Origin of the sequence: Pelagibacterium halotolerans B2 (genome assembly GCF_000230555.1) — a bacterium.
GTDB classification, from domain to species: Bacteria; Pseudomonadota; Alphaproteobacteria; order Rhizobiales; family Devosiaceae; genus Pelagibacterium; species Pelagibacterium halotolerans.
The window spans coordinates 547,122-569,336 of sequence record NC_016078.1 but is presented as its reverse complement, the minus strand read 5'-3'; the positions used below and the strand labels follow the sequence as shown (position 1 = coordinate 569,336).

Sequence of the window (22,215 nt, the reverse complement as noted above, 5' to 3'; positions counted from 1 at the left end):
CATTCGCCTTTGTCGTCCCCCTCGCCGCGCGTTCTGGAAAAGCGCCGCCGCATCCTTGAGGCGGCACAAGCGGTTATGCTCAGGACGGGATTGCGGGCTGCGACAATGGAGGCGATCGCCAAAGCGGCCGGCATCGCCAAGCCCACCCTTTACGCCCAGTTTTCAGACAAGGATGCGGTATTCGACGCCCTAATCGACGATCTGGTCTGCGACAAATCCGAAACCTTCGCCCGGGCCTTCGACATTGACGCGCCTCTCGATGAACGGGTGGGCAATGCCATGGCCGAGATGTATGGCTCGATAGCCGACATGCTGGAGGGTTCGCCGCACGCCGCTGAACTTGTAAGCGAGCCCCACAGGCTGGGCCGGAAATTCAAAGAGGTCGACGATGCGATCCTGGCGCGGCTGGCGGGCGCGTTTTCCGATGCCGGAATCGAAGAGCCGGAGCGGCTGGCCACCATGCTTCTGGCATCGGGAAGCGGAATATTGGCGAAGTTTCCTGATGGCTCGGCGGTACGCGCCGCCATCCGGCTGTTGTGCGAGCGCGTGATCCGGGGGTCATTCCGGGCCGGCTAGAGCATTTCCGCTTTTCTTCGAATCGCGAAAATCCTCTAAGTTGTTGTTTCGTCGCGCGTCCGAACCGCAAAACCGTTTCCACTTTTGCTGGACGCGCTCTAACGCTTATGGGCAGGGGTCAAGACCCCCGCCTAAGCAACGAGTCCATTGTCATTGCCGTCATTGGGCTCGAGCGAACCTGCCAGTTCGGCGGCACCCTCGACCACCGCTTCGGCAGCGGCACGCGCGGCATCGATGGACTGGAAAATCCGGCCATCGAGCGGAAAGACGCCCAGCTTGACCGCCATGAAGCGGAAGTCCTGGCCGTTGGGGACGACGACGCCCTGGGGCTCGCCTGCAACTGAAATAACGATTGGCTTGGTCATGATCGAACACTCTGCGATACGCGATTCCGCCCAGCCCTGGGCGGTGCCTAACAGTCTTATGTGAGGGTCTTGTGACGGGGCGGACGACTAATGTCGCGATACGCGCCACATCCAGGAGCGACACATGAGACCGGTACGTTTGAGACTAAATCGTACGCAGTTGGTCTCGGACGCGGTCAGGCGTGCCCATGCAGTTTGTGTTACCATGTTGCCGTTCTCCAGCCTGACCTCGGGACACCGCATCTGGTGCCACGGGCAATAAATAACAAGGCTTGACGAAAAAATCGAGTGCGTTTGTGTCAATTCGACATTGCGACGCGAAAATTCCTGCTCCAAGAACGAGCGATTGCAGAACCGGTTCCGACCGGAAACGTCAAAAAAGATCGAGCTGTGTCGACTTTTTTGCCTTGACTGTCATGGACTTGTCACCTGTGCCGTTATCGGGCGCATCGCTGACCGGCACGATGAGATCCGGCCCTTCATTGGCGGCAGAATTGACACGGGTCGAGACCGGGTGAGAGGCCATTGAACCGGCGGGCTGGGGCACGACAAAGGGTTCGACCTCGGCGAATCGGACGGCTTTCGTATCGAGCCAGGCATCGATCTGGCCACCTCGCATCAGAGCCGGCATGCGATCATGGATATGGGCGACATCGGGGCCGGCGGGAACGGTTATGGTCGCGACGGTGTCGATCTCCTCGCCATCGGGACCCATCCAGCTCGAATAGAGCCCGGCGAGCGCCAGCGGCTCATCACCCGCAAGGGTAATGTAATAGGGTTGCTTGCTGCCGTTTGGCAGGGTTTGCCATTCGTAATAGCCCGAGGCGGGCAGGATGCAACGCTTGTGTCTTACCGAATCGCGGAAGGCGGGTTTTGTGGCCATGGTTTCCGCCCGGGCGTTGACCAGAAGTGGGAACTCGCGCGGGTCCTTGACCCAGCCGGGCACCAGACCCCAGCGGGCGAGCTTTGCCGTGCGGCGCATGGCATCATCGACCCAGATGGCGATAACCGGCTGGGTGGGAGCGATATTGTAGCGCGGCACGGACTGAATTAGATTGTCGGTGGCAAAAATCTGGCGCATCGCGTCATCCGGCAAGGTAACCGCGTATCGTCCGCACATGAGTCTTTGGTCTCCGTTCACACCCAATATAGCGATGGCAGCGAGCACATGAAGCCCGACGCATGCTCGATCGGGCTTTTCAATGGCGATCAGGTGCTGCTGATCCAACGCGCTTATGCTCCGTTTCTGGGACAATGGACGTTTCCCGGTGGGCGGATGGAGCCTGGTGAAACACCCCTCGATTGCGTCAAACGCGAATTGTTCGAGGAAACCCGCCTTCTTATTTCCGACCCCATACAGGTGCTCGTGGAAACCGTGGGAGAAGGCGCCAAGAGCTATACGCTTGCGGTGTTCGCGGCCCATTGCCCCATGGGGGCGCCAGTCACCAGCCACGAAATCAGCGATTGGGACTGGGTGCATGTGGACGAGGTGCAGTCCTATCGCACCACCGACCATCTCGCCGAAATCGTCCACACCTGCGCGCAATATCTCGGGCTGGCCGAGGTGGAGCGATGAGACCGGTCTGGCGATTGTGCCTGTTGGCGCTGCTCGCAGCCCCCTCCCCCGTGCTTGCGGTGGATCCGCCCTATCAGGGGCAGATGGAAAGGCTGTCGGAAATCCTGGGATCGCTCTACATGCTGACGCCGCTGTGCGGTGACCGGACGACCGACTGGCGCGGGCAGATGGCCGAACTGATCGACCTCGATGAACCCGACGACGACCGTCGGGCGCGGCTGGCGGGAGCGTTCAACGCGGGATATGAGGCCTATGCCCGGTTCTACCGCAGTTGCACGCCTTCGGCGGAAATCGCGATCACGCGCCTTTTGACCGAAGGGGAAACGCTGGCGCGCGACATCCATCAGCGTTACGCCGAATAGCGCTTCGCGCTTCCGAACCGAAAAAGTGGAGGCCATCCCCGATCTCGTCGGGGACATGCTTTTTCTGGAAGCGCAAAAGGTTCCGGCTTGGTCGCGCTTCCGAACCGAAAAAGTGGAGGCCACTTTTTCTGGAAGCGCAAAAGGTTCCGGCTTGGTCGCGCTTCCGAACCGAAAAAGTGGAGGCCACTTTTTCTGGAAGCGCTCCAATTTGCTGCGGCACGTTAACCAATTGGTCATTTCCTCTTAGCAGTGCCCCAAAGGCATGTTAACTAGCGGTCATGACCACGCGCACGACATTTCCGTTTCCGACCGAATCCGCGGCCATCGAGGCCGAGCAGGAGGAACGTCAGATCGCTCTCGAATATCTGGCGGAAGCCTGGAATTCGGCCGATACGGACGGCGTGGACACCGAAGCGCTAGCCCACGCCGCGCTGTTTGCGGCGGTCGCCACGCTGGTGCGCGAATATGGCGAAGAGGCCGTGGCGAAGCTGATCGGGAACATTCCGGACCGAATCAGCAATGGCGAATACACGCTCGATCGCGTGTTGCAGTAGGTTCCTTCCGCTACCGGGCGGATGATTCGCCCGCGGGCAGTTGCAGGATTTTTTCCAGCGTTCCCGGTTCGATCCAGGTCAGCGAGCCATCGGGCAATCCCAAAAGCCTGTCCACGGCGATCCCCTGCATTTCCATCATGCGATAAAGCCTGTCGAGCGCCGGGCCGCGCTCTCCCCTGTCGCGCTCGGCCATGGCGGCCGAGACCGCGTCATAGGCGGCCGCATTGAGATGGAGGATGATTTCCACGCAGCTTTCGGGATCGGGGACGTCGAAAACCTTTTCCGCAACGCCATCGGCAATGACCTTGGAAATGACCGGCGCGACAATTGCGGTGATGGCCCTGCGGATGCGATCGAACAGCACGATATTTCCGGGCTGGAACGCGGCATCGAACGCCTTGCCGACATCGGGCGCTGTCTCGCTCTTTCGGATGCGCAACTGACGCAGGACACGGTTGAGGCGTGTGAACGGATCGAGCCAGGGGTCCTCGAGAATGGGCTCGATGGTAGCCAAGGCCTGCAACGCCATGCGCTCGGCCAGCGCTTCGAGCAGCGCCTCCTTGGATTGGAAATGGTGGTAGAAGCCGCCTTTCGACACGCCGGCCATGGCCATGACGTCGCCGATGGTCGTGGCCTCATAACCCTTGGTTGCGAACAGGATTTGCGCGCAGTCGACGAGCTGGGCCCTGCGCGCCTGGGGTGTCAGGTTTTTGCGTTTTGCTGGGATGGTGGTATTCATTGTTGTAAAACCGACCGTCGGTCTGTATGTTTGGGGCATCATGACATCTCGTGATGGGCGGGTCCAGAGGTGGCGTGACGGGAGAGGTGAAAAATCGGGGGAGCATCGACCGGCGGGCACGACCGGCAAGAGCCGACATTCGACCGCAGGCACCAGAGACGTTGCGACAACGCAGTCTGGGAACGGGCCGTTTTTTTCTCGCTGAAGTCGGCGGACGCCTACCGGCTCCGCGAGAACGAAGGGCGGCCGGCTGGCTGATTTGAGGTCAAGCGCTGTTGCCGAGCGGTTCAGAGCGCATCCGAAATGGCGCGGAAAACAGGAGAGCGGGCATGCGGCTGGACACGGCAATCGAGACCGGCATGGGAATGACCGACGATGCATGGCTGCGCCATGCCAACCCCTGGAGCGTCTGGACGCGGCTGATGAGCGTTCCGGCTTTTGCCCTGGCTGTGTGGTCGCGTGAATGGATCGGCTGGTGGTGTGTGGTTCCCATTGGTTTGGTGGTGGGATTCCTGTGGCTCAATACGCGCATCTTTCCGCCAGCGACCGACGCAAACAAATGGGAGACACGCGCGATCATGGGGGAGCGGCTGTGGCTGAAGCGGAAAGAGGCTCCCCTGCCCGCCCATCACGCGCGTGCGACCTCGTGGATCGTTGCTGGGAGCAGCATTGGCGTCCTGCCGCTGATTGCGGGCCTCTACTGGCTCGATGTGTGGGCCACGGTGCTGGGCATCGTGATGATCGTGGGCGGGCAATTGTGGTTCCTCGACCGGCTGGCATGGCTGCATGCGGATAGCGCAGCACATACCGGGCAGGGCTGAAACCATGTACCGAATCGCAATCACCACAATGGGCACGCGCGGCGACGTTCAGCCCTATATCGCGCTGGCGCGCGGGCTGGTCGGGCAAGGACATCGGGTGATCCTTCTGGCGCCGGAGCAGTTTGACGGGCTGGTTGCCGGATATGATATCCCTTTTGCACCGCTGCCCGGCGACCTGCTGGCCCTGCTCGACACGCAGGAGGGCAAGATGGCCGTGGGCAGCAGCAAGGGTTTTGGTGCCGGGCTCAAGCTCCTCAAGCACATGAGGCCGCTCGGTGAAAGGCTGCTGGATGCCGAGTGGGCGGCAATCAGGGCCTTCGTCCCAGATCTGATCGTGCATCATCCCAAATCTTTCGGCACGCCGCACATGGCGGAAGCGCTGGGCTGCCAATATATGCTGGCTTCGCCTTTGCCGGGATTTACACCCACATCGGACTTTCCAACGCCTTTGCTGCCATTCGATAATCTCGGTCCGCTCAACAAGGTCAGCCATGTGCTGGGCACGCACGCGGCGGGCATGCTTTTCCGAAAGCTGATCGGGCGATTTCGTCGTGAAACGCTGGGGCTGGCCGGTCGCCGTACCGCAAACGTCCGCTCCCTTGGTACCCTTTATGCCTATTCACCGCAGGTTCTGCCTGTGCCCCGTGACTGGGGCCCCGATGTGCTGGTGAGCGGCTACTGGTTTCTCGATACACCCGATTGGCGGCCCGATCCGGAATTGGCAGGCTTTCTCGCTGCCGGGCCGGCGCCGATCTATATCGGTTTCGGGTCGATGCCGGGCGTGGATTCGCAAGAGATGACCGACTTGATCGTTGCGGCACTGGCGCGAACGGGCAAGCGCGGGTTGATCGCCACGGGACAAGGGGCGCTGGACCTGGTTGGGGGACTGCCCGAGGTTCACGCGATTTCGGCGGCTCCGCACGATCAATTGTTCCGTCATGTCGGTGCCACGCTGCACCATGGCGGGGCCGGAACGACCGGGGCGGCGTTGCGAGCCGGCAAGCCGACGGCGATCTGTCCGTTTTTCGGCGATCAGCCATTCTGGGCGCGGCGGATTGCAGAGCTGGGGGCCGGGCCAAAAGCGCTCGACAGGAACAGTCTTTCGGTCGAGGCGGTGGCCGGGGCGATCGCTTCAATGGACAATCCGGACATGCGAAAGCGGGCCGCAGAGTTGGGTTCTGCCATCGGGGCCGAAGATGGGGTGGCGGCGGCTGTTGCCTTTATCGAGACCCGCATGGCGGGTGTCAGGCCGTTGCAAGCGGTGAGCCGTTGAGATCACGCAGCCAGAGCTGCCCGCAGGCGGCGGTGATGTCGCGGCCCTGTGTGTCGCGCACGACAACGGGTATGCCGGCGCGTTCGAGACCATCGCGGAAGGCGGCGAGCGTGCCATCGTCGGTGCGGCGCAGCGCGACGCCATCCACCGGGTTCCAGCGCATGAGGTTGATGCGGGCCGGCTGGCCGGAAAACATGGCGCAAAGCCGCTCGAGATCGGCGCGCGTATCGTTGATGCCGGGCAGGACGAGATAGACGAAGGTGACGATACGGCTGTGGCGCTCGGCCCATGAGAGAGCGCGGGAGACGATTTCTGCGATCTCGTGTTTTCTTGCGCCGGGGATGAGGGACGAGCGGACCTGCTGTGTCGTGGCGTGCAGGGAGATGGTGAGATTGATCTTGAGGTGTTCCTCGCGGAGCGCCTTGAGGGCCTTTGGGATGCCGATCGTGGAAATGGTCATGCCCGAGGCCGGCAGCGCAAGCCCTGCCCTGTCGCGCAGGATGCGGATGGCTTTGAGCACATTGTCGTAATTGTTGAGCGGTTCGCCGATGCCCATGAAGACGATGCGGTTGACCTTCGGGCCGAGGCGGACGATCTGCTCGACAATTTCGCCGGGTGTCAGGTTGCGTTTCAAACCCGCCTGTCCTGAAGCGCAGAAGCGGCACGCGAAGGCGCAGCCGACCTGGGATGAAACGCAAGCTGTGTAGCCATCATGGCGGCGGATGAGCACGGTTTCGATGGCGTATCCATCGGGGAGCGCGAACAGGAATTTTTCCGAGCGGGTGCCACGGTCGCGCGATTTGAGCGTCAGGCGACGCAATTCGGTGCCGTGATGGTCGCCCCAGCGTACGAGGTCTTTGGGCAGATCGGCATGGGGCCAGAAGAGGGCGCGATAGGACAGGGCCGGGCCATTTTCTGCGCAGAGGCGCGCGAACGCGGCGCTGTCGAGATCGAGAGCGAATTGAGGTTTTGCGGCGCGCGGCGAGGCGGCCACTGTTCCTGTGTGAACGGCGGAGAGCATGACAATGACGGGATCTGTTTATCGGGCTGCATCGGGAATCGATGCGAGGGAAATATATAACAGACGCGATGGTTATTATCAAGTGAGGTGGTTTGGGTGGTGAGGTGGGTCGGGTGTTGGCGGTGTTGGCAGGGCCAATCTCGGGCTCAGAGGGTACTGGATCCCGGCTCAAGGCCGGGGTGACGGTAGGGGAGATTTGAGGGTGGGGGAACGGCTGCGCTGCCCGATGCTAGATTGTGGGCAAAGGGCCGGGTTTAGCTGCGGTGGAGCGTGTTGCGCGGCCGAAGCTAGAGGTGTTTTTCGAAGAAGAAGTCGGGATAGGGGTCGTCGTTGAAGCGATCGATCTCGGTCCAACCGGTTTTGCGGTACATGGCGATGGCTTCGGGGAGCGCGCGGTTGGTGTCGAGACGCAAGAGAGTGATGCCGAGTTCGCGGGCGGCGCTTTCGGCGGCGGCCATCAGGCGATGGGCGACGCCCAGGCCACGAGCTGAAGGGGCGACCCAGAGGCGCTTGATTTCGGCATAGCCCTTTGTTGTGCCCTTGAGGCCGACGCAGCCGATGGGCAGGCCGTCGGACAGCGCAAGGATAAAGGCGCCGCGCGGGCGGATCATGTCGATGGCGTCGGGGTCGGCCGAGCGTTTGACGTCGAAGCCTTCCTCGAAGCGACGGGCCAGCTCCTCGTAATATTGCTCAAGGCAGAAGCGCGCCTGCGTGCTGCGCGGGTCGGTTTCCTCAAAGGATATGCGGTCGCGGCCCAAAGCGGAGGCGACCATATCCATGGCGGCCAGAAGGGCTTCGGGGTGCGGGTGCCGGGCCAGGAGGGCCTCGGCCCGGGCGTTGGAAATGTCTTCGTAGGCCGAGAACTCCTCCTGCCCCGCGACAGTCAGGGCAAGAAGGCGACGGCGACCGTCCTGCGGGTCGGGCCGGGTCTCGACCAACCCCTCATCCTCCAGGCCGCGCAGCAGTCGGCTCATCAGACCCGAATCGAGGCCCAGATAGTCGCGGAGCTGAGCGATGTCGGTGCGGCCGTGTCCAATGGCGTTGAGCACGCGGGCCGAGCCGAGGGGCCGGCCGCGTCCAAGAAAGGAATCGTCGAGCGCGCCCACCTCCGAGGTAACGGCGCGGGAGAAACGGCGGAAACGGGCAATCGGATCATGAGACATAATAGCTGACTTAAGTCAGCTATCGGCGTCCGTCAATCGAAATGATGGGCGGGATAGAGCACGGTCAGGACGCGGCGGGTCTGGTCGATGACGAAAGTGTTGAGCGGTCCCTGTTTGGCGATCAGCCATTGCATAGAGGCGCCCTGGATGACCGACTGGATGAGGGACGCGGCCATGTCGGGATGGTGGGGTCCGTCCGGCAGGCGTTCGCGGATGGCGGCGAGCACCATGCCGTTGCGCTCGCGGGCCAGACGGTTGAGTTCGGCATCGACGACGTCGTTCCACTCAAGCAGCAGATAGCCCGCGAAATCATCGCCTGCCCCCATGCCATCGATCAGATCGGTGAGCATGGCCCAGAGCGGACCAAGGCCGGTCTCTTTCGGGGCGCCGGCAAAATAGTCGCGAACCTCTTGCGTGGAGCGCTCCATAACCTTGAAATGAAGGGTTTTCTTGTCGGTAAAGCGCTGGATCAGGGCGGCACGGGAAATGCCGACTTCATGCGCCACGTCACTGAGGGTGAAGCTGGAGGGCCCCTTGGTCAGCAGCACCTTTTGGGCGGCGGCCAGGATCGTGTCGTCAGAATGAAGCTTGGGTCTGGGCATTTTGCCATCCACTGTAATTGCTCTTTGGATGGCAGACGGGACGTCGGTTTGGCAAGGGTCTAGGGGGCGGCGTTGCTCTCGGGCACAAAGACGGTGATGGCCTTGGGGCGGATTTCGAAGCGGGCGGGTGTTTTGGTGACGATGTCGCCATCGACATTGACGTCCATGGGCTCTGCGGTGCGCAGTTCGAAAGCGACGCATTTTTCGGTGCGCACCTCGCGCCATGTGCCGTGGGTACCGCGCCGGAAGGCGCCAAGCATCGTGACCAATTGCCAGACGTCGCGGGCTTCGAGGCTGTAGAGATCGAGCGTGCCGTCATCGATCGTCGCGTCGGCTTCAACGACGGTGCCGCCACCGTAATAGCGGCCATTGCCGACCGCGACCTGGAGGGTTTTTACCTTTGAGGTGCCGCTGGCGCTGACGATCTCGGCGTTGAAAGGGTGCGCGGTCGAGGCGATCTTAAGGGCGGTCATTGCATAGCCGAGCTTGCCCCAGCGGCGCTTTGTGCCCTTGTCGAGTTTATTTGCCAATTCGGCGGACAGCCCGATGCTCGCAACGTTGAAAAATGGCCGGCCGTTGACGAGACCGACATCGATGGTGCGGGTGTGGCCAGCGGCGATGATATCGGCTGCGGCCGTAAAATTTTCCGGAATGTGGAGCGTGCGCGCCAGATCGTTTGCGGTGCCCATGGGGATGATGCCCATGGGCAGGCCCGTTTCGATGATGGCAGGCGCGGCGGCATTCATCGTGCCGTCGCCACCGCACACGATCACCAGATCCACTTCGTGGCGGCGACGGGCGATGTCGGCGGCCAGTTCCTCCGGGCTCTGGAACCGCTCGATCATGACCTCAAGGCCGAGAAAACGCAGCCGTTTGGCGATCGGCTCCACGGCCTCGCTGCCGCGCCGTGCATTGGGATTGACCAGCATCAGGGCGCGGCGGATTTTGGGTGGAACGGCGGTCATTGGGAAAAGCCTCGATTGGCGCGGGATCATCGACAAGATGATGGTGTATTGATCCGCGCTTTGCGAAGTTTTTGCGGCGGCCAGCTTACCTTTTGTCCATGTTGGCCCATTCAAGCACGATCTTGCCCGCGCCGCCCTGAATTGCCGACTGGAAGGCCGTATCGAATTGATCTGCCGGGAAGCGGTTGGTGATGACCGGGCGGATATCGAGCCCGGACTGGAGCATGGCGAGCATCTTGTGCCACGTCTCGAACATTTCCCGCCCATAGATGCCTTTGATGGTGAGCATCTTGAGCACCATCTTGGCAAAGTCGTATTCGAAAGGCCTTGCGGGCAGGCCGAGCATGGCGATCTTGCCGCCCATGACGAGGTTATCGGTGAGCGTCGCCATGGCGGCGGGGGCGCCGCTCATTTCAAATCCGACGTCAAAGCCTTCGTTCATGCCCAGCGATTTCGCGACGGCGCGCAGATCGTCGGCGGTGTTGGCGGTGACGACTGTGGGCTCCGTCTTTCTGGCCAGGTCCAGCCGATTGTCGTTTGGGTCGGTGATGACGACGTGGCGGGCCCCGACATGCTTGGCCACCGCGGCGCTCATGATGCCGATGGGGCCGGCGCCGGTGATCAGGACATCCTCGCCCACAAGATCGAAGGCAAGCGCTGTGTGGACGGCGTTGCCGAGCGGGTCGAGGATGGAGGCCAGTTCATCGTCCACGCTGTCGGGGAGCGGGACGATGTTGAAGGCGGGGATTTTGACGTATTCGGCAAAGGCGCCCGGCAGATTGACGCCGACGCCCTTGGTTTCGGGATCGAGATGGAAGCGGCCTGCCCGGCTGGCGCGGGACTTAAAGCCGATGACGTGGCCCTCGCCGGAAACGCGCTGGCCGAGTTGGAGATGGGTCACGTTGGCGCCCAGTTCGGCGATGGTGCCCGAATATTCGTGACCGACCGTCATGGGCACGGGAACGGCGCTCTGGGCCCAGTTGTCCCATTTGTAGATGTGCAGATCGGTGCCGCAGATGCCGGTCTTGGTGACTTTGACGAGAACGTCGTCGGGGCCGATTTGCGGGACCGGCACGTCTTCCATCCACAGGCCCGGTTCGGCCTTGGCCTTGACGAGGGCTTTCATGGTGCGGGTCATGGGATTTGTTTCCGTAAGCTGTTATCGTGGCGAAGGCCCCTCACCCCGACCTCTCCCCCAAGGGAGAGGGAGCAAGGGGCGGAAGCTCCGTGGATCAGATTATGCCGAGGTCTTTTCCGGCGCCGATGAAAGCGTCGATGGCAAACGAGATGTTGTCGTCCGAGAGCCCGGCCGACATCTGGGTGCGGATGCGGGCCTTGCCTTTGGGCACGACGGGAAAGGAAAAGGCGGACACGAGGACGCCCTTGTCCTGCAGGGCCCTGGCCATGCCCTGGGCCTTGACCGCATCGTGGAGCATCACCGGGATGATCGGGGTTTCGCCGGGCAGGAGATCGAACCCGGCGTCAGCGAGGGCCGAGCGGAAACGCTTTGTGTGCCTGTCGAGCGTGGCGCGGCGGTCGTCGGCCTTTTCGGCGATTTCGATGGCCTTGATGGCACCGGCAGCCACCGAGGGCGGCAGGGCGTTGGAGAACAGGTAAGGACGGGCGCGCTGCCGGAGCAGATCGACGACGGGTTGAGGCCCGGCGATGAAGCCGCCCATGGCGCCGCCGAGCGTCTTGCCGAAGGTGCCCGAGATTATGTCGACCCGGTTGCCGGCGCCGGTGAGGGCCGGCGTGCCCCTGCCCTTTTCGCCCAGATGGCCGGTTGCGTGGCATTCGTCGATCAGGACCGCGGCCTTGTAATCTTCGGCGAGGTCGCAGATTTCGGGCAGCCTGGCGATATATCCGTCCATGGAGAACACGCCGTCGGTGACGATGAGCTTGAAGCGCGCGCCATCGTCGTCGGCGGCCTGAAGCTGGAGGCGGAGATCGTCCATGTCGGAAGTGTGGAAGCGATAGCGGCGGGCCTTGGAAAGGCGCACGCCATCGATGATCGAGGCGTGGTTGAGGGTATCGGAAATCACCGCATCTTCAGGACCAAGCAGGGTTTCGAAAATGCCGCCATTGGCATCGAAACACGAACCGAACAGAATCGCGTCGTCCTTTTCGAGATAGCGTGCGACGGTCCGTTCAAGTTCCTTGTGCAATTCGTGTGTGCCGCAGATGAAGCGGACCGAGGCCATGCCCGAGCCATATTTTTCAAGCGCCCTGACACTGGCTTCGACGACTTCGGGGTCGTTGGCAAGGCCGAGATAATTGTTGGCGCACAGATTGACCATGGTGCGACCGCCGACGGTGACCTCGCCCTTCTGGGCCGATCCGATCACCATTTCGGACTTGAAAAGCCCCTCGTCGCGGATGCCGTCGAGGGTCTGGCTGAGGTGCTGGGCGAAACCGTCCATCATGGTGGCTACTCCTTTTTCTTGGAGGTATTTTCCGATATATTGGAATTTGCGTCAATGGGTATTGAACGGCCAACGGTGATGGGCGTGGGGAGGTTGCGGTGTGTGGGAAAACGGGAGCGCTGGGGGTACTGGATCCCGGATCAGGTCCGGGATGACGGTGAGGGTGTGGCACCGGCGAGCGGAAAAGATCAGTTGTAGAGGACCACGAGCCAGCCGCCGGCGACGGCGTCCGAAGTGTTGGATATGGCGTGGGGCACGTCGGCGGCGTAGCGCGCGACTTCGCCCGCCGTCAGTGCCGTCGTCGTTTCGCCGCTGGTAATGGCGATGCCGTCGGTGAGGGCTGTGAAGTGTTCGCGGGTGCGCGGGGCGTGAGGAGCGCTGACGAGGGCGCCGCCGGGCTCGATTTCGACCTGATACCATTCGGTCTTTCCCGCCAGGGCGGGCGGGGAAAGAATTTTGAGGCGGCAGGCACCGTCGGGCGAGGCGATCAGGGGCACATGATCGGCTGGGACGATGTCGATGAGCGCCGACTTGCGGGCCACCGCGTCGCCGGACACCAGATCGGAGAATTCGATATTGAGAGCCTGGGTGAGGCTCCAGACAACGGCGAATGTGGGATTGGTCTCGCTGCGCTCGATCTGGCTGAGCATGGAGCGGGACACGCCGGAGAGTTTGGCCAATTGCTCAAGCGTCAGGTGCCGCGCCTTGCGGGCCATCTGGATCACCGGGCCGATTTGTGGTGGTGTCGTCTCGCTCATAAACCGACGCTTTTAGAGAGGAAACGCGGAGGCGGCAATATTGCACGGGCCAGCGGAGAATCATCTGCTCCGCGCCGCAAGGCACGTCATGAGGACGGCAGTTTGTCGCATCAGTCGTATGATTCATGGTGATTTGGCGTAATTTCTGTGTTTTTTGCGAGAAAGCACCTTCTTATCTCCTAGACCTCCGAGGGAACTGACTTAGTTTTCGCGCCATTGAAAGTCCATGCCCGCCGTCCGGGCCAAAGGAGACGTTGCGTCTATGCCGGAATCCCGCACCTGCCCTTTTGAAGCGTTTTCGGATCGTCCGCTCAAGATCGACACCGGATTGCGCGAAGCGATCACTTCGGCCTACCGGCTGCCGGAAACCGAAATCGTCCCCGGACTGCTCGATGCCGCTGCGGTTGAACCGCAAAAGGCCAGGGCCATTCACGCCACGGCAGAAAAGGCCGTCAGAGGCATCCGTGCCAAGGGCAATGGCGGCGGGGTCGAAGGGCTCATGCATGAATATGCGCTATCGAGCCAGGAGGGCATTGCGCTCATGTGTCTTGCCGAAGCGCTGTTGCGGACGCCGGACAATTCCACCCGCGACCTTCTGATTGCCGACAAGATTGCGCCCGGCAACTGGCAGAAACATCTCGGGCTCGATCGCTCGGTGTTCGTCAACGCGGCGACCTGGGGGCTGGTGGTGACCGGCAAGCTTGTGACGCCCGTCGATGAATCAGGATTGTCCAACGCGCTGTCGCGGATCGTCGCGCGGTCGGGCGAGCCGGTGATCCGGGCCGGCGTGAAGATGGCGATGCGCATGCTGGGGGAACAGTTCGTCGCCGGCCAGGATATCGCCGAAGCCCTCAAGAACGCCCGATCATGGGAGGCCAAGGGATTCGGCTATTCCTACGACATGCTGGGAGAAGCAGCGACGACCGCCCATGACGCGGAGCGGTACATGGCCGAATATGTCGGGGCGATCCATGCCATCGGCAAGGCTTCGGCGGGCAAGGGACCCTATGGAGGGCCGGGCATCTCGATCAAGCTTTCGGCGCTGCACCCGCGCTATGCCCGGACCAAGTATGATCGTGTGATGGCAGAGCTGCTGCCGCGGCTCAAGGAACTGGCAGCGCTGGCCAAATCCTATGACATCGGGCTCAACATCGACGCCGAGGAGATGGACCGGCTCGAACTCTCGCTCGATCTGCTCGAAGCGCTGGCCACCGATCCAGCCTATGATGGCTGGCACGGCATCGGGTTTGTCGTGCAGGCTTATTCCAAGCGCTGCCCCTTCGTTCTGGACTGGATCATCGATCTGGCCAGACGCTCGGGGCACCGGATCATGGTGCGTCTGGTCAAGGGCGCCTATTGGGACAGCGAGATCAAGCGCGCGCAGATCGACGGGCTCGAAGATTTTCCGGTGTTCACCCGCAAGGTGCATACCGATGTGAGCTATATCGCCTGCGCCAAGAAGCTGCTGGCGGCGCGCGAATTGGTGTTTCCGCAGTTTGCGACGCACAACGCGCAGACCATGGCGACGATTTATGAATTGGCCGGACCCGACTTTGAGGTTGGCAGCTATGAATTTCAGTGTCTGCACGGCATGGGCGAGCCGCTTTACGAGCAGGTGGTGCCCAAGGACAAGCTGAGCCGTCCCTGCCGCATCTATGCGCCTGTGGGGAGCCACGAGACGCTGCTGGCCTATCTGGTGCGGCGGCTGCTCGAAAATGGCGCCAATTCGAGCTTCGTCAATCAGATAGCCGACGAGGACGTGCCCGTGGATCGGCTGATTGCCGATCCGGTGGAGATTGCACGGCAGGTCTCTCCGGTTGGCGCGCCCCATGAGCAGATCGATCTGCCCAAGGACATTCTGGCCGCCGGACGGCGCAACTCGCGCGGGATCGATCTGTCCAACGAGCAGATATTGCGGGCTTTGGAAAAGAGCCTCAAGGCGGGCGCCGAACGGGCGTGGGTGGCAAAGGCCGAGGACGCGACGGGCGAAGCCCGGTCCGTTCTCAATCCTGCCGATCATCGCGACGTGGTTGGCGAGGTGATCGAGCCTTCGGTGGACCAGATCGACGCCATCATGGCCAGGGCACAGCGCGCAGCCCCGGGATGGGCGGCAACGCCCCCCGCCGAACGCGGCGCGATGCTGATGCGGGCGGCGGGCGCCATGGAAAGCCAGATGGAAATCTTCATGTCCCTGGCCATGCGCGAGGCCGGCAAGACGGCGGCCAATGCCATTGCCGAAGTGCGCGAAGCCGTCGATTTCCTGCGCTATTATGGCCAGCAGGTCAAAGAGAGCTTCGCCAATGACACCCATGTCCCCCTCGGACCGGTGGTGTGCATTTCGCCTTGGAATTTCCCGCTGGCCATCTTTACCGGGCAGATGTCGGCAGCGCTGGTTGCGGGCAATCCGGTGATCGCCAAACCAGCCGAGGAGACGCCGCTGATCGCCCAATTGGCTGTGGATCTGATGCACGCGGCGGGTGTCCCGGCCGATGTGCTGCAGTTTGCTCCAGGGGACGGCAAGGTGGGTGCTGCGCTGGTCGGGCATGGGGCGACATGCGGAGTGATGTTTACCGGGTCGACCGAAGTGGCACGGCTTATCCAGAACCAGCTTGCCGGCCGGACACTGGCCAATGGCACGCCGGTTCCGCTGGTGGCGGAAACCGGGGGACAGAATGCGCTGGTTGTCGATTCTTCGGCGCTGACCGAACAGGTCGTGCTTGACGTTCTCGCTTCAGCATTCGACAGCGCGGGCCAGAGATGTTCCGCACTGCGTGTGCTTTGCCTTCAGGACGAGATCGCCGACAAGACGCTCGAGATGCTCAAGGGCGCGATGGGGCAGCTCGATATCGGCAACCCCGACAGGCTGACCGTGGATGTCGGTCCGGTGATAACCGCCGAAGCGCGCGACGGGATCGATGGCCACATCAAATCCATGCGCGACAAGGGCCACGCCATCACTCAACTCGATCTGCCGGCACTGGCGGAAAACGGAACCTATGTCCCCCCGACACTGATCGAGCTCGATGATCTATCGGAGCTGGGGCGGGAAGTGTTCGGGCCGGTGCTGCATGTGGTGCGGTTCAAGCGCAAGCATCTCGATGGCCTGCTCGAGAAGATCAATGCGCTCGGGTATGGGCTGACATTTGGACTGCACACACGCATCGACACCACGATTGCAGAAGTCTCATCCAAGATCGAGGTGGGCAATATCTACGTCAACCGCAATCAGATCGGCGCCGTGGTGGGCGTGCAGCCATTCGGTGGGCACGGACTGTCAGGCACCGGGCCGAAGGCCGGTGGGCCGCTTTATCTGCGCCGGTTGGTGCGAACAACCAGCCAGACGGTCTGGGGATTGCCGGCACGGCAGGCGGGTCCGACGCTGGTGACGCTGGCGGAGTGGCTGCGCGGCAACAGCCGGGATGACCTTGCCGAGGTCACGCTGAACTATGCCAGCCATCCGGCCATCAATGCGTTTTCCGAACTGGACGGGCCGGTGGGTGAGCGCAACACCTATATGACAAAGCCCAAGGGCAAGGTTGCGCTCAGCGCCAGGACACTGACCGGGCTGGTGCATGGGCTTGCGGCCGGACTGGCGGCGGGCAATGACATGCTGGTCAAGGCATCGGGTGATCTGGGATCGGTGGTCCGGGAGTTGCCCGAAGACATAAGGCAGCGCATCGAAGTGGTGCGGGAGATCGGTCCGGACGCGGCTCGCGCGGTGCTGGTGGAAGGTGACGGTGAGACCGTGACCGCGATCAGCAAATCCGTTGCGGAATGGGATGGCCCGATCGTTACCGTTCAGGGGGCATCTTCGGAAGCACTGGAGAGGGGCGAGGCGGTGTTTGCCATCGACCTGCTGGTCGATGAGGTTTCGACCAGCATCAACACGGCAGCGGCGGGGGGCAATGCAAGCCTGATGGCGCTGGCGTAAGGATGCCTTACCGTCCTTCTCGCGGGCCTCGTCCCGGGCGAAGACCCGGGGCGGGCGGCAGGACCGGCGATTCCATCTTATGGGCTGAGTGTACTGGACCCCGGGTCAAGCCCGGGGTGACAGGGTGGTGGTATAGCCGGCGCGCAAATTTCGATGGCGCTATGGGTGAGAGACCAGCGTTTCCATGAAGCGGATGGGCTGTCCCTGGGCGGGGGTGAGGAGTTCGCCGTCCCACATCACCCTGTTGCCGCGAATGACGGTGCCGACCGGCCAACCCTTGACGGAGACGCCGTCATAGGGGGTCCAGCCGGCTTTCGAGGCGACCCAGTCATTGGTGATGGTTTCGGTGCGGTTCATGTCCACGATGGTCAGATCGGCATCATAGCCTACGGCCACCCTGCCCTTGCAGGCGAGATTGAACAGGCGGTTGGGGCCGTGGCTGGTCATATCGACGAAGCGCTGCAGGCTGAGCCGGCCGGCGTTGACGTGGTCGAGCATGATGGGAACGAGGGTCTGAACGCCGGTCATCCCCGAGGGCGATGACGGATAGGGTTTTTCCTTTTCCTCGCGGGTATGGGGAGCGTGATCGGAGCCTAAAATGTCGGCAACACCATTGGCGACACCCTGCCAGATGCCTTCGCGGTGCTCGGCGTCGCGAACCGGGGGGTTCATCTGGGCATAGGTGCCCAGCCTTGTGTAGGCGGTTTCATCGAGCGTCAGATGATGCGGAGTGACTTCGACCGAAGCGACATCCTTGTGATCGGCGAGGAAAGTGATTTCCTCCTTGGTCGAAATATGGAGCACGTGGATGCGCTTGCCGGTCTTGCGGGCGATCTTCACGAGGCGTTCGGTGCATTGGAGCGCTGCCTGCGGGTCGCGCCAGACCGGGTGGGACGACGGGTCACCTTCGACGCGGAAGCCTTTCCGGTCTTCAAGCCGGTATTCGTCTTCTGAGTGAAAGGCAGCGCGGCGGGAGATGGCCGACAGGATCGCTTCGACGCCATCATCGTCGGCAACGAGAAGCGAACCGGTGGATGAGCCCATGAACACTTTTACGCCAGCGCAGCCGGGGAGGCGTTCGAGCTCGGGCAATTGGGCGACGTTCTCGCGCGTGCCACCGATATAGAAAGCAAAATCGCAATGCATGCGATTGGTGGCGCGGGCGATCTTGTCTTCGAAGGTCTCGCGCGTGGTGGTCAGAGGATTGGTGTTGGGCATTTCGAAAACGCCGGTCACCCCGCCCATGACCGCCGAAAGCGATCCGGTCTGAAGGTCTTCCTTGTGGTCGAGGCCGGGCTCGCGGAAATGGACCTGGGTATCGATGACGCCGGGAAGGATGGTAAGGCCGATGCAATCGACATCGTTATCGGCGGTATCGGACAGGAGCGAACCGATGGCGGCAATGCGCCCCTTGATGATCCCGATATCGGCGCTACCTATGCCATCGTGATTGACCAGCGTGCCGCCCCGGAAAATCGTATCGAAGTGGCGACTCATGGCATATCTCCGGCTCGGCGTTTCCAACTGAGGTCGGGTTTAACGGATGGCACCAGAGCAAGGCAAGGGCAGCAAATGACAATCGAAAAGCGCGCCGACCGGGTGGCCTTTAAAATTTCCGGGCCGGATGCGACCCATCTCCTCCATGACGTATTGACCCCGCCGGTGCTCGAAGACGGCACTGCGCGATGGTTCGCGCTGCTGGCGCCGCAGGGCAAGCTGTTGGCCGAGGGACTGATCGGGTGGGCCGACGGGGCCCATTGGCTCGACGTTCCCGCCACCGTCGCCGAAAATTTCTTCAAGCGCATGAGGATGTATCGGCTACGCGCCAAGATGGAGATCGAGATGCTTGCCGAAACCCACGCGGTGGGTTGGTCGGGGGAAGCGCCCGCGACGGGGATCGTGCATCGCGACGGGCGTGGCCAAGGTTTGGGATATCGGGTGATCGCACCACTCGGGGAGTCCGATGGCTGGATCGAGGGTAACGAGCAGGCCAAGGCGCGTATAGCGGCGGGCATTGCCGAGATGGGACCCGATTTCGACGCCGAGGATGGATTTCCGCACGATATCGGCATGGATCATCTGGGCGGCGTCGATTTCAAGAAAGGGTGCTATGTGGGCCAGGAGGTGGTGTCGCGCATGCAGCATCGCGGGACGGCGCGGCGGCGCCCGGTGATCGTATCGGGCATTGCGTCAGGAGCGCGCAGCGATGCGCTGATGATCGGGGGTAAAAGCGTCGGCACGATCGGCAGCGTCGTGGACGGAACCGCCGTTGCGATTGCGCGGATCGACAAGATAGCCGACGGCGCAGACGCGAGCGTTAAGGGGGCGCCTGTCTCGCTTGCCCTGCCGCAATGGGCACGCTACGATTTTGCCGCGCCGGGCGGCGATTCCGAAGACGATTAGATCACTTCACCGTTTCGTGGAAACGATGACGTGACCTAGTCCTTGTTTAATCGCGCTTCCGAACCGGATAAGTGCATTCCACTTATCCTGGAAGCACTCTTGAAAGGCAGAACGAGGGCAATGGCACGCGCACAATCCCGCGCCTGGCAGCGCATGCTATCGGGGCGCCGCCTCGATCTTTTGGACCCCTCCCCGATCGATGTGGAACTGTCCGATATCGCGCATGGGCTGGCACGGGTGGCGCGCTGGAACGGACAGACCAAGGGCGACTATGCGTTTTCGGTGGCACAGCACTCGGTGCTGGTGCTCGAGATCGCTTCGGCCATGGATCCGGAGATCGACGACAAGGGGCGGCTCTATGCCCTGCTCCATGACGCGCCCGAATATGTGATGGGCGATATCATTTCGCCGTTCAAGGCGGCGATGGGCGGCAATTATCGCGATGTGGAGGCGCGTCTGCTTGGGGCCATCCATGTGCGGTTCGGCCTTCCGGCCATCGCGCCAGCGGCCCTGACAAAGCTGATCAAACGGGCAGACCGGGAGGCGGCGTTCTTCGAGGCGGTCAACCTGGCCGGCTTTGCACCCGATGAGGCGCGGAAGTTCTTTGGCGAACCAACACTGGCCGGGTTCGATCTTCCGGGATTCGACCGGCTGATCCGGCCATGGCCGACCCAACAGGCCCACGACCATTTCATGGACGTGTTCGAAAGCCTCGGCGCGTAGATTCGCAGCGGTCAAGCCACTGTAATCGCTAAAATTTTAGTCTCATTTTAGCTATTAACCCTTTCGTGCATGAGGCTTTGCGTTAACGGATCGGAAAGGTTGATAAAGCGTTAAGACGCCGCAACCCGGAGAGACGTCCATGCGCTTCGACCGATCCCACAACCGCCCCCGCAGAACCATCGCCCTGCGCTATCGGGCCGGCGTTGCGGCTGGACTGTTTCTTGCCGGAATTTTCGGTGCGGGTCTGGCCGGCGCGACCGCCGCGCGCGCCGATGGGTTGATCAACGACGCGCCGCCGCCGCTCACCACGCTGGTGAAGTTTTATGATCAGTCCTACGAGATCGCCTATGCAGATACGGTTTCGCTGGAGCCGGTTTCCTCGGCCATCGTGCGCAAGGTGGGCTATGGCCATGTGCGCGAGGTCAACATCGCGACGACCTCAAGCGGCACCTATTCGAGCGACGGACTGGTTTCGCCCCATGTGCTCTATCCGGGGATAGAGGTGAACCGGGTTTACGAAGACCGCGGTCACCATCACGGCTACAGGCTGTGGCCGGAGGGATCGAGCTTTTTGATCCTGTCGGTGGGCCGCAACCCGGTCAGCGGCAATCTGGTGTTCAACAGTGTATCTGACCGCGGTGTGCGCTCGTGCTCGGCCAGCGGATCGTTCATTTCGTGCTATCGCACCAATTAGGTCCGGCAGTCATCCGAACCGCCAGCCGGGCTTGAACCTGTAGAAGACGTGCAGTCCCACCTGGGACAGCTTGTCCATGTTGCGCGCCCATGCAGGGCGGACATAGGTCGCATGGTAATGCGTCGCGTCGGCCACTTCGGTGAGGTAAATTTCCTTGTTGAGCACTTCGCGGGTGATGGACTGTGCCCGATCCCAGGCCGCGACTTCCGATGTGCGATTGACATTGGTCTTGCCATCGCAGGCAAAAGAGAACTGGCAGGCGTTGCGGCGATGCTGGTTCTGATAGACCACGCCGCAGATGGTGTCTGGATAGTTGGGGTGCGCCACCCTGTTCATGATGACCTGGGCGACGGCAACCTGGCCGCGATAGCTTTCGCCACGGGCTTCGAAATAGATGCCCGTCGCCATGCACCATTGCTCGCGCTCGGAATAGGTGTCGCTGACGGTGAATTCGGTGGCCGGGGTATTGGCGCGGCCATAGGCCAGCGTTTCGGGTACGCCCACGGGGCTTGGGGTGTTCGGATCCCCATCCGTGTCATCGGAGATCGCGTCGATGGCCGCCAGGCCGGCCGAATTGACCATATCGGGATCGATCGACGCCACCGAAATGCGCGGACCTTCATCCTGGTGCTCATCCCCCTCGGCAACCATGACCGACGATTGCCGGGTGGTGTAGGGATCGCCAGCGGCGCGGGCCGAGGCGATCGAGAGCCGCGCCGCATCGAAGGCCTGGGAAAAGGCGACCAGGTTGATTTCGGGCTGCGCCCTGTCGGTCTTGTCGGTCCTGTTGGGGCCTGAAAACATCGCTGTCTGAAACAGCGGGGCAACGGTGCCGGAAATGACGGGTTGATTGCCCTCATATGCAAGCGACGCCATCGGCTTGGGGGGCAGTTCGGTCGCCGGATCGACGGCGCGGAAGCCACCGGTCCCGGGAACCGCAAAACCATAGGCCACAACGCTGAGCGTCAGTGCACCCACAGCCTTCAAAACTTTACGCGAGGCACGCGCCTGGTTGGCACGCACCGGGGATGTCCCATACGCCATACTAACGCTTTTCTACGCCACAACACTGACCCGCCGGCTTTACATCCCGACTTCGTCGCGCTTCCGAACACCAAAAGTGCAAAGCAACTTTTGCCTGAAGCGCTCCCCGTCGAGCACCGGAACCCGTGATGAAAAATACGCCATCGTTCCGGTGTCGATCCGACCGGACTGGCATGCGATGCACAAGTGCAACACCAAGCCGATCAAATGCCGACAATCCCG

Annotated in this window: 22 protein-coding genes; 10 read left to right on the top strand and 12 right to left on the bottom strand. The window is 62.1% G+C overall.

Annotation, left to right across the window (positions count from 1 at the left end):
• Positions 1-9: 9 nt before the first annotated feature.
• Entirely contained in the window at positions 10-576 is a 567-nt protein-coding gene (locus KKY_RS19380; RefSeq protein WP_014129769.1) for a TetR/AcrR family transcriptional regulator, read from the top strand.
• Between the two features lie 131 nt (positions 577-707).
• Here KKY_RS19380 and KKY_RS02765 read toward each other — a convergent pair whose 3' ends face one another.
• Together KKY_RS02765 and KKY_RS02760 are read right to left on the bottom strand one after the other, a co-directional pair.
• Entirely contained in the window at positions 708-941 is a 234-nt protein-coding gene (locus tag KKY_RS02765; RefSeq protein ID WP_014129768.1) for a hypothetical protein, read from the bottom strand.
• A gap of 373 nt (positions 942-1,314) precedes the next feature.
• Complete coding sequence (locus KKY_RS02760; RefSeq protein WP_041528538.1) at positions 1,315-2,061, bottom strand: SOS response-associated peptidase; 747 nt, start codon at positions 2,059-2,061, stop codon at positions 1,315-1,317.
• Positions 2,062-2,109: 48 nt separating this feature from the next.
• Here KKY_RS02760 and KKY_RS19375 point away from each other — a divergent pair, with 48 nt between their 5' ends.
• The 3 genes from KKY_RS19375 to KKY_RS02745 all read left to right on the top strand — a co-directional run bounded on the left by KKY_RS19375 (position 2,110) and on the right by KKY_RS02745 (position 3,433).
• The gene (locus tag KKY_RS19375; RefSeq protein WP_014129766.1) at positions 2,110-2,517 is read left to right on the top strand and encodes an NUDIX domain-containing protein; all 408 of its coding nucleotides are present in this window, start codon (positions 2,110-2,112) and stop codon (positions 2,515-2,517) included.
• Entirely contained in the window at positions 2,514-2,879 is a 366-nt protein-coding gene (locus KKY_RS02750) for a TIGR02301 family protein (RefSeq protein ID WP_041528537.1), read from the top strand. Before KKY_RS19375 ends, KKY_RS02750 begins: the two co-directional genes overlap by 4 nt.
• Positions 2,880-3,157: 278 nt before the next feature.
• The gene (locus KKY_RS02745; protein WP_014129764.1) at positions 3,158-3,433 is read left to right on the top strand and encodes a hypothetical protein; all 276 of its coding nucleotides are present in this window, start codon (positions 3,158-3,160) and stop codon (positions 3,431-3,433) included.
• A gap of 10 nt (positions 3,434-3,443) precedes the next feature.
• Here the strand turns inward: KKY_RS02745 and KKY_RS02740 are convergent, their stop codons facing one another.
• The gene (locus KKY_RS02740) at positions 3,444-4,172 is read right to left on the bottom strand and encodes a TetR/AcrR family transcriptional regulator (RefSeq protein WP_014129763.1); all 729 of its coding nucleotides are present in this window, start codon (positions 4,170-4,172) and stop codon (positions 3,444-3,446) included.
• A gap of 329 nt (positions 4,173-4,501) precedes the next feature.
• Here KKY_RS02740 and KKY_RS02735 point away from each other — a divergent pair, with 329 nt between their 5' ends.
• Both KKY_RS02735 and KKY_RS02730 read left to right on the top strand, forming a co-directional pair.
• Positions 4,502-4,993, top strand: coding sequence for a DUF6653 family protein (locus KKY_RS02735; protein ID WP_014129762.1), 492 nt, complete (start codon positions 4,502-4,504; stop codon positions 4,991-4,993).
• A 4-nt stretch (positions 4,994-4,997) separates the two neighbouring features.
• Positions 4,998-6,266, top strand: coding sequence for a glycosyltransferase (locus tag KKY_RS02730; RefSeq protein WP_014129761.1), 1,269 nt, complete (start codon positions 4,998-5,000; stop codon positions 6,264-6,266).
• Here the strand turns inward: KKY_RS02730 and rlmN are convergent.
• The 7 genes from rlmN to KKY_RS02695 form a co-directional block, all read right to left on the bottom strand.
• Positions 6,238-7,287, bottom strand: a complete 1,050-nt coding sequence (gene rlmN / locus KKY_RS02725; RefSeq protein ID WP_139304955.1) for a 23S rRNA (adenine(2503)-C(2))-methyltransferase RlmN — start codon at positions 7,285-7,287, stop codon at positions 6,238-6,240. The genes KKY_RS02730 and rlmN overlap by 29 nt on opposite strands.
• A 287-nt stretch (positions 7,288-7,574) precedes the next feature.
• Positions 7,575-8,450: a bifunctional helix-turn-helix transcriptional regulator/GNAT family N-acetyltransferase gene (locus tag KKY_RS02720; protein WP_014129759.1), complete on the bottom strand. Its 876-nt coding sequence runs from the start codon at positions 8,448-8,450 to the stop codon at positions 7,575-7,577.
• Positions 8,451-8,482: 32 nt separating this feature from the next.
• Positions 8,483-9,052 (bottom strand): TetR/AcrR family transcriptional regulator, encoded by a 570-nt coding sequence (locus tag KKY_RS02715; protein ID WP_041529026.1) that lies wholly within the window; start codon positions 9,050-9,052, stop codon positions 8,483-8,485.
• 59 nt (positions 9,053-9,111) lie between these two features.
• Entirely contained in the window at positions 9,112-10,017 is a 906-nt protein-coding gene (locus KKY_RS02710; RefSeq protein ID WP_014129757.1) for a lipid kinase, read from the bottom strand.
• 85 nt (positions 10,018-10,102) lie between these two features.
• Positions 10,103-11,155 carry an L-threonine 3-dehydrogenase gene (tdh, locus tag KKY_RS02705; protein ID WP_014129756.1) on the bottom strand — a complete coding sequence of 351 codons (1,053 nt, stop codon included), beginning with the start codon at positions 11,153-11,155 and terminating at the stop codon, positions 10,103-10,105.
• A gap of 94 nt (positions 11,156-11,249) precedes the next feature.
• A complete protein-coding gene (locus KKY_RS02700) occupies positions 11,250-12,440 on the bottom strand; it encodes a glycine C-acetyltransferase (RefSeq protein ID WP_014129755.1) in 1,191 nt (396 codons plus the stop codon).
• A 188-nt stretch (positions 12,441-12,628) separates the two neighbouring features.
• Positions 12,629-13,198 carry an XRE family transcriptional regulator gene (locus tag KKY_RS02695; protein WP_014129753.1) on the bottom strand — a complete coding sequence of 190 codons (570 nt, stop codon included), beginning with the start codon at positions 13,196-13,198 and terminating at the stop codon, positions 12,629-12,631.
• 262 nt (positions 13,199-13,460) lie between these two features.
• Here KKY_RS02695 and putA point away from each other — a divergent pair, with 262 nt between their 5' ends.
• A complete protein-coding gene (gene putA / locus KKY_RS02690) occupies positions 13,461-17,129 on the top strand; it encodes a trifunctional transcriptional regulator/proline dehydrogenase/L-glutamate gamma-semialdehyde dehydrogenase (protein ID WP_014129752.1) in 3,669 nt (1,222 codons plus the stop codon).
• 159 nt (positions 17,130-17,288) lie between these two features.
• Here putA and KKY_RS02685 read toward each other — a convergent pair whose 3' ends face one another.
• Entirely contained in the window at positions 17,289-18,626 is a 1,338-nt protein-coding gene (locus KKY_RS02685) for a dihydroorotase (protein ID WP_014129751.1), read from the bottom strand.
• Between the two features lie 75 nt (positions 18,627-18,701).
• On the opposite strand from KKY_RS02685, the gene ygfZ reads away from it, so the two are divergent.
• The 3 genes from ygfZ (at position 18,702) to KKY_RS02670 (ending at position 20,949) form a co-directional block, all read left to right on the top strand.
• Positions 18,702-19,532, top strand: a complete 831-nt coding sequence (ygfZ, locus tag KKY_RS02680) for a CAF17-like 4Fe-4S cluster assembly/insertion protein YgfZ (RefSeq protein WP_014129750.1) — start codon at positions 18,702-18,704, stop codon at positions 19,530-19,532.
• Positions 19,533-19,652: 120 nt separating this feature from the next.
• A complete protein-coding gene (locus KKY_RS02675) occupies positions 19,653-20,255 on the top strand; it encodes an HD domain-containing protein (protein WP_014129749.1) in 603 nt (200 codons plus the stop codon).
• A gap of 139 nt (positions 20,256-20,394) precedes the next feature.
• Positions 20,395-20,949: a hypothetical protein gene (locus tag KKY_RS02670; RefSeq protein ID WP_014129748.1), complete on the top strand. Its 555-nt coding sequence runs from the start codon at positions 20,395-20,397 to the stop codon at positions 20,947-20,949.
• Between the two features lie 9 nt (positions 20,950-20,958).
• On the opposite strand, the gene KKY_RS19370 is transcribed toward KKY_RS02670, so the two are convergent.
• Complete coding sequence (locus tag KKY_RS19370) at positions 20,959-21,993, bottom strand: cell wall hydrolase (protein WP_083823914.1); 1,035 nt, start codon at positions 21,991-21,993, stop codon at positions 20,959-20,961.
• Between the last annotated feature and the right edge of the window lie 222 nt (positions 21,994-22,215).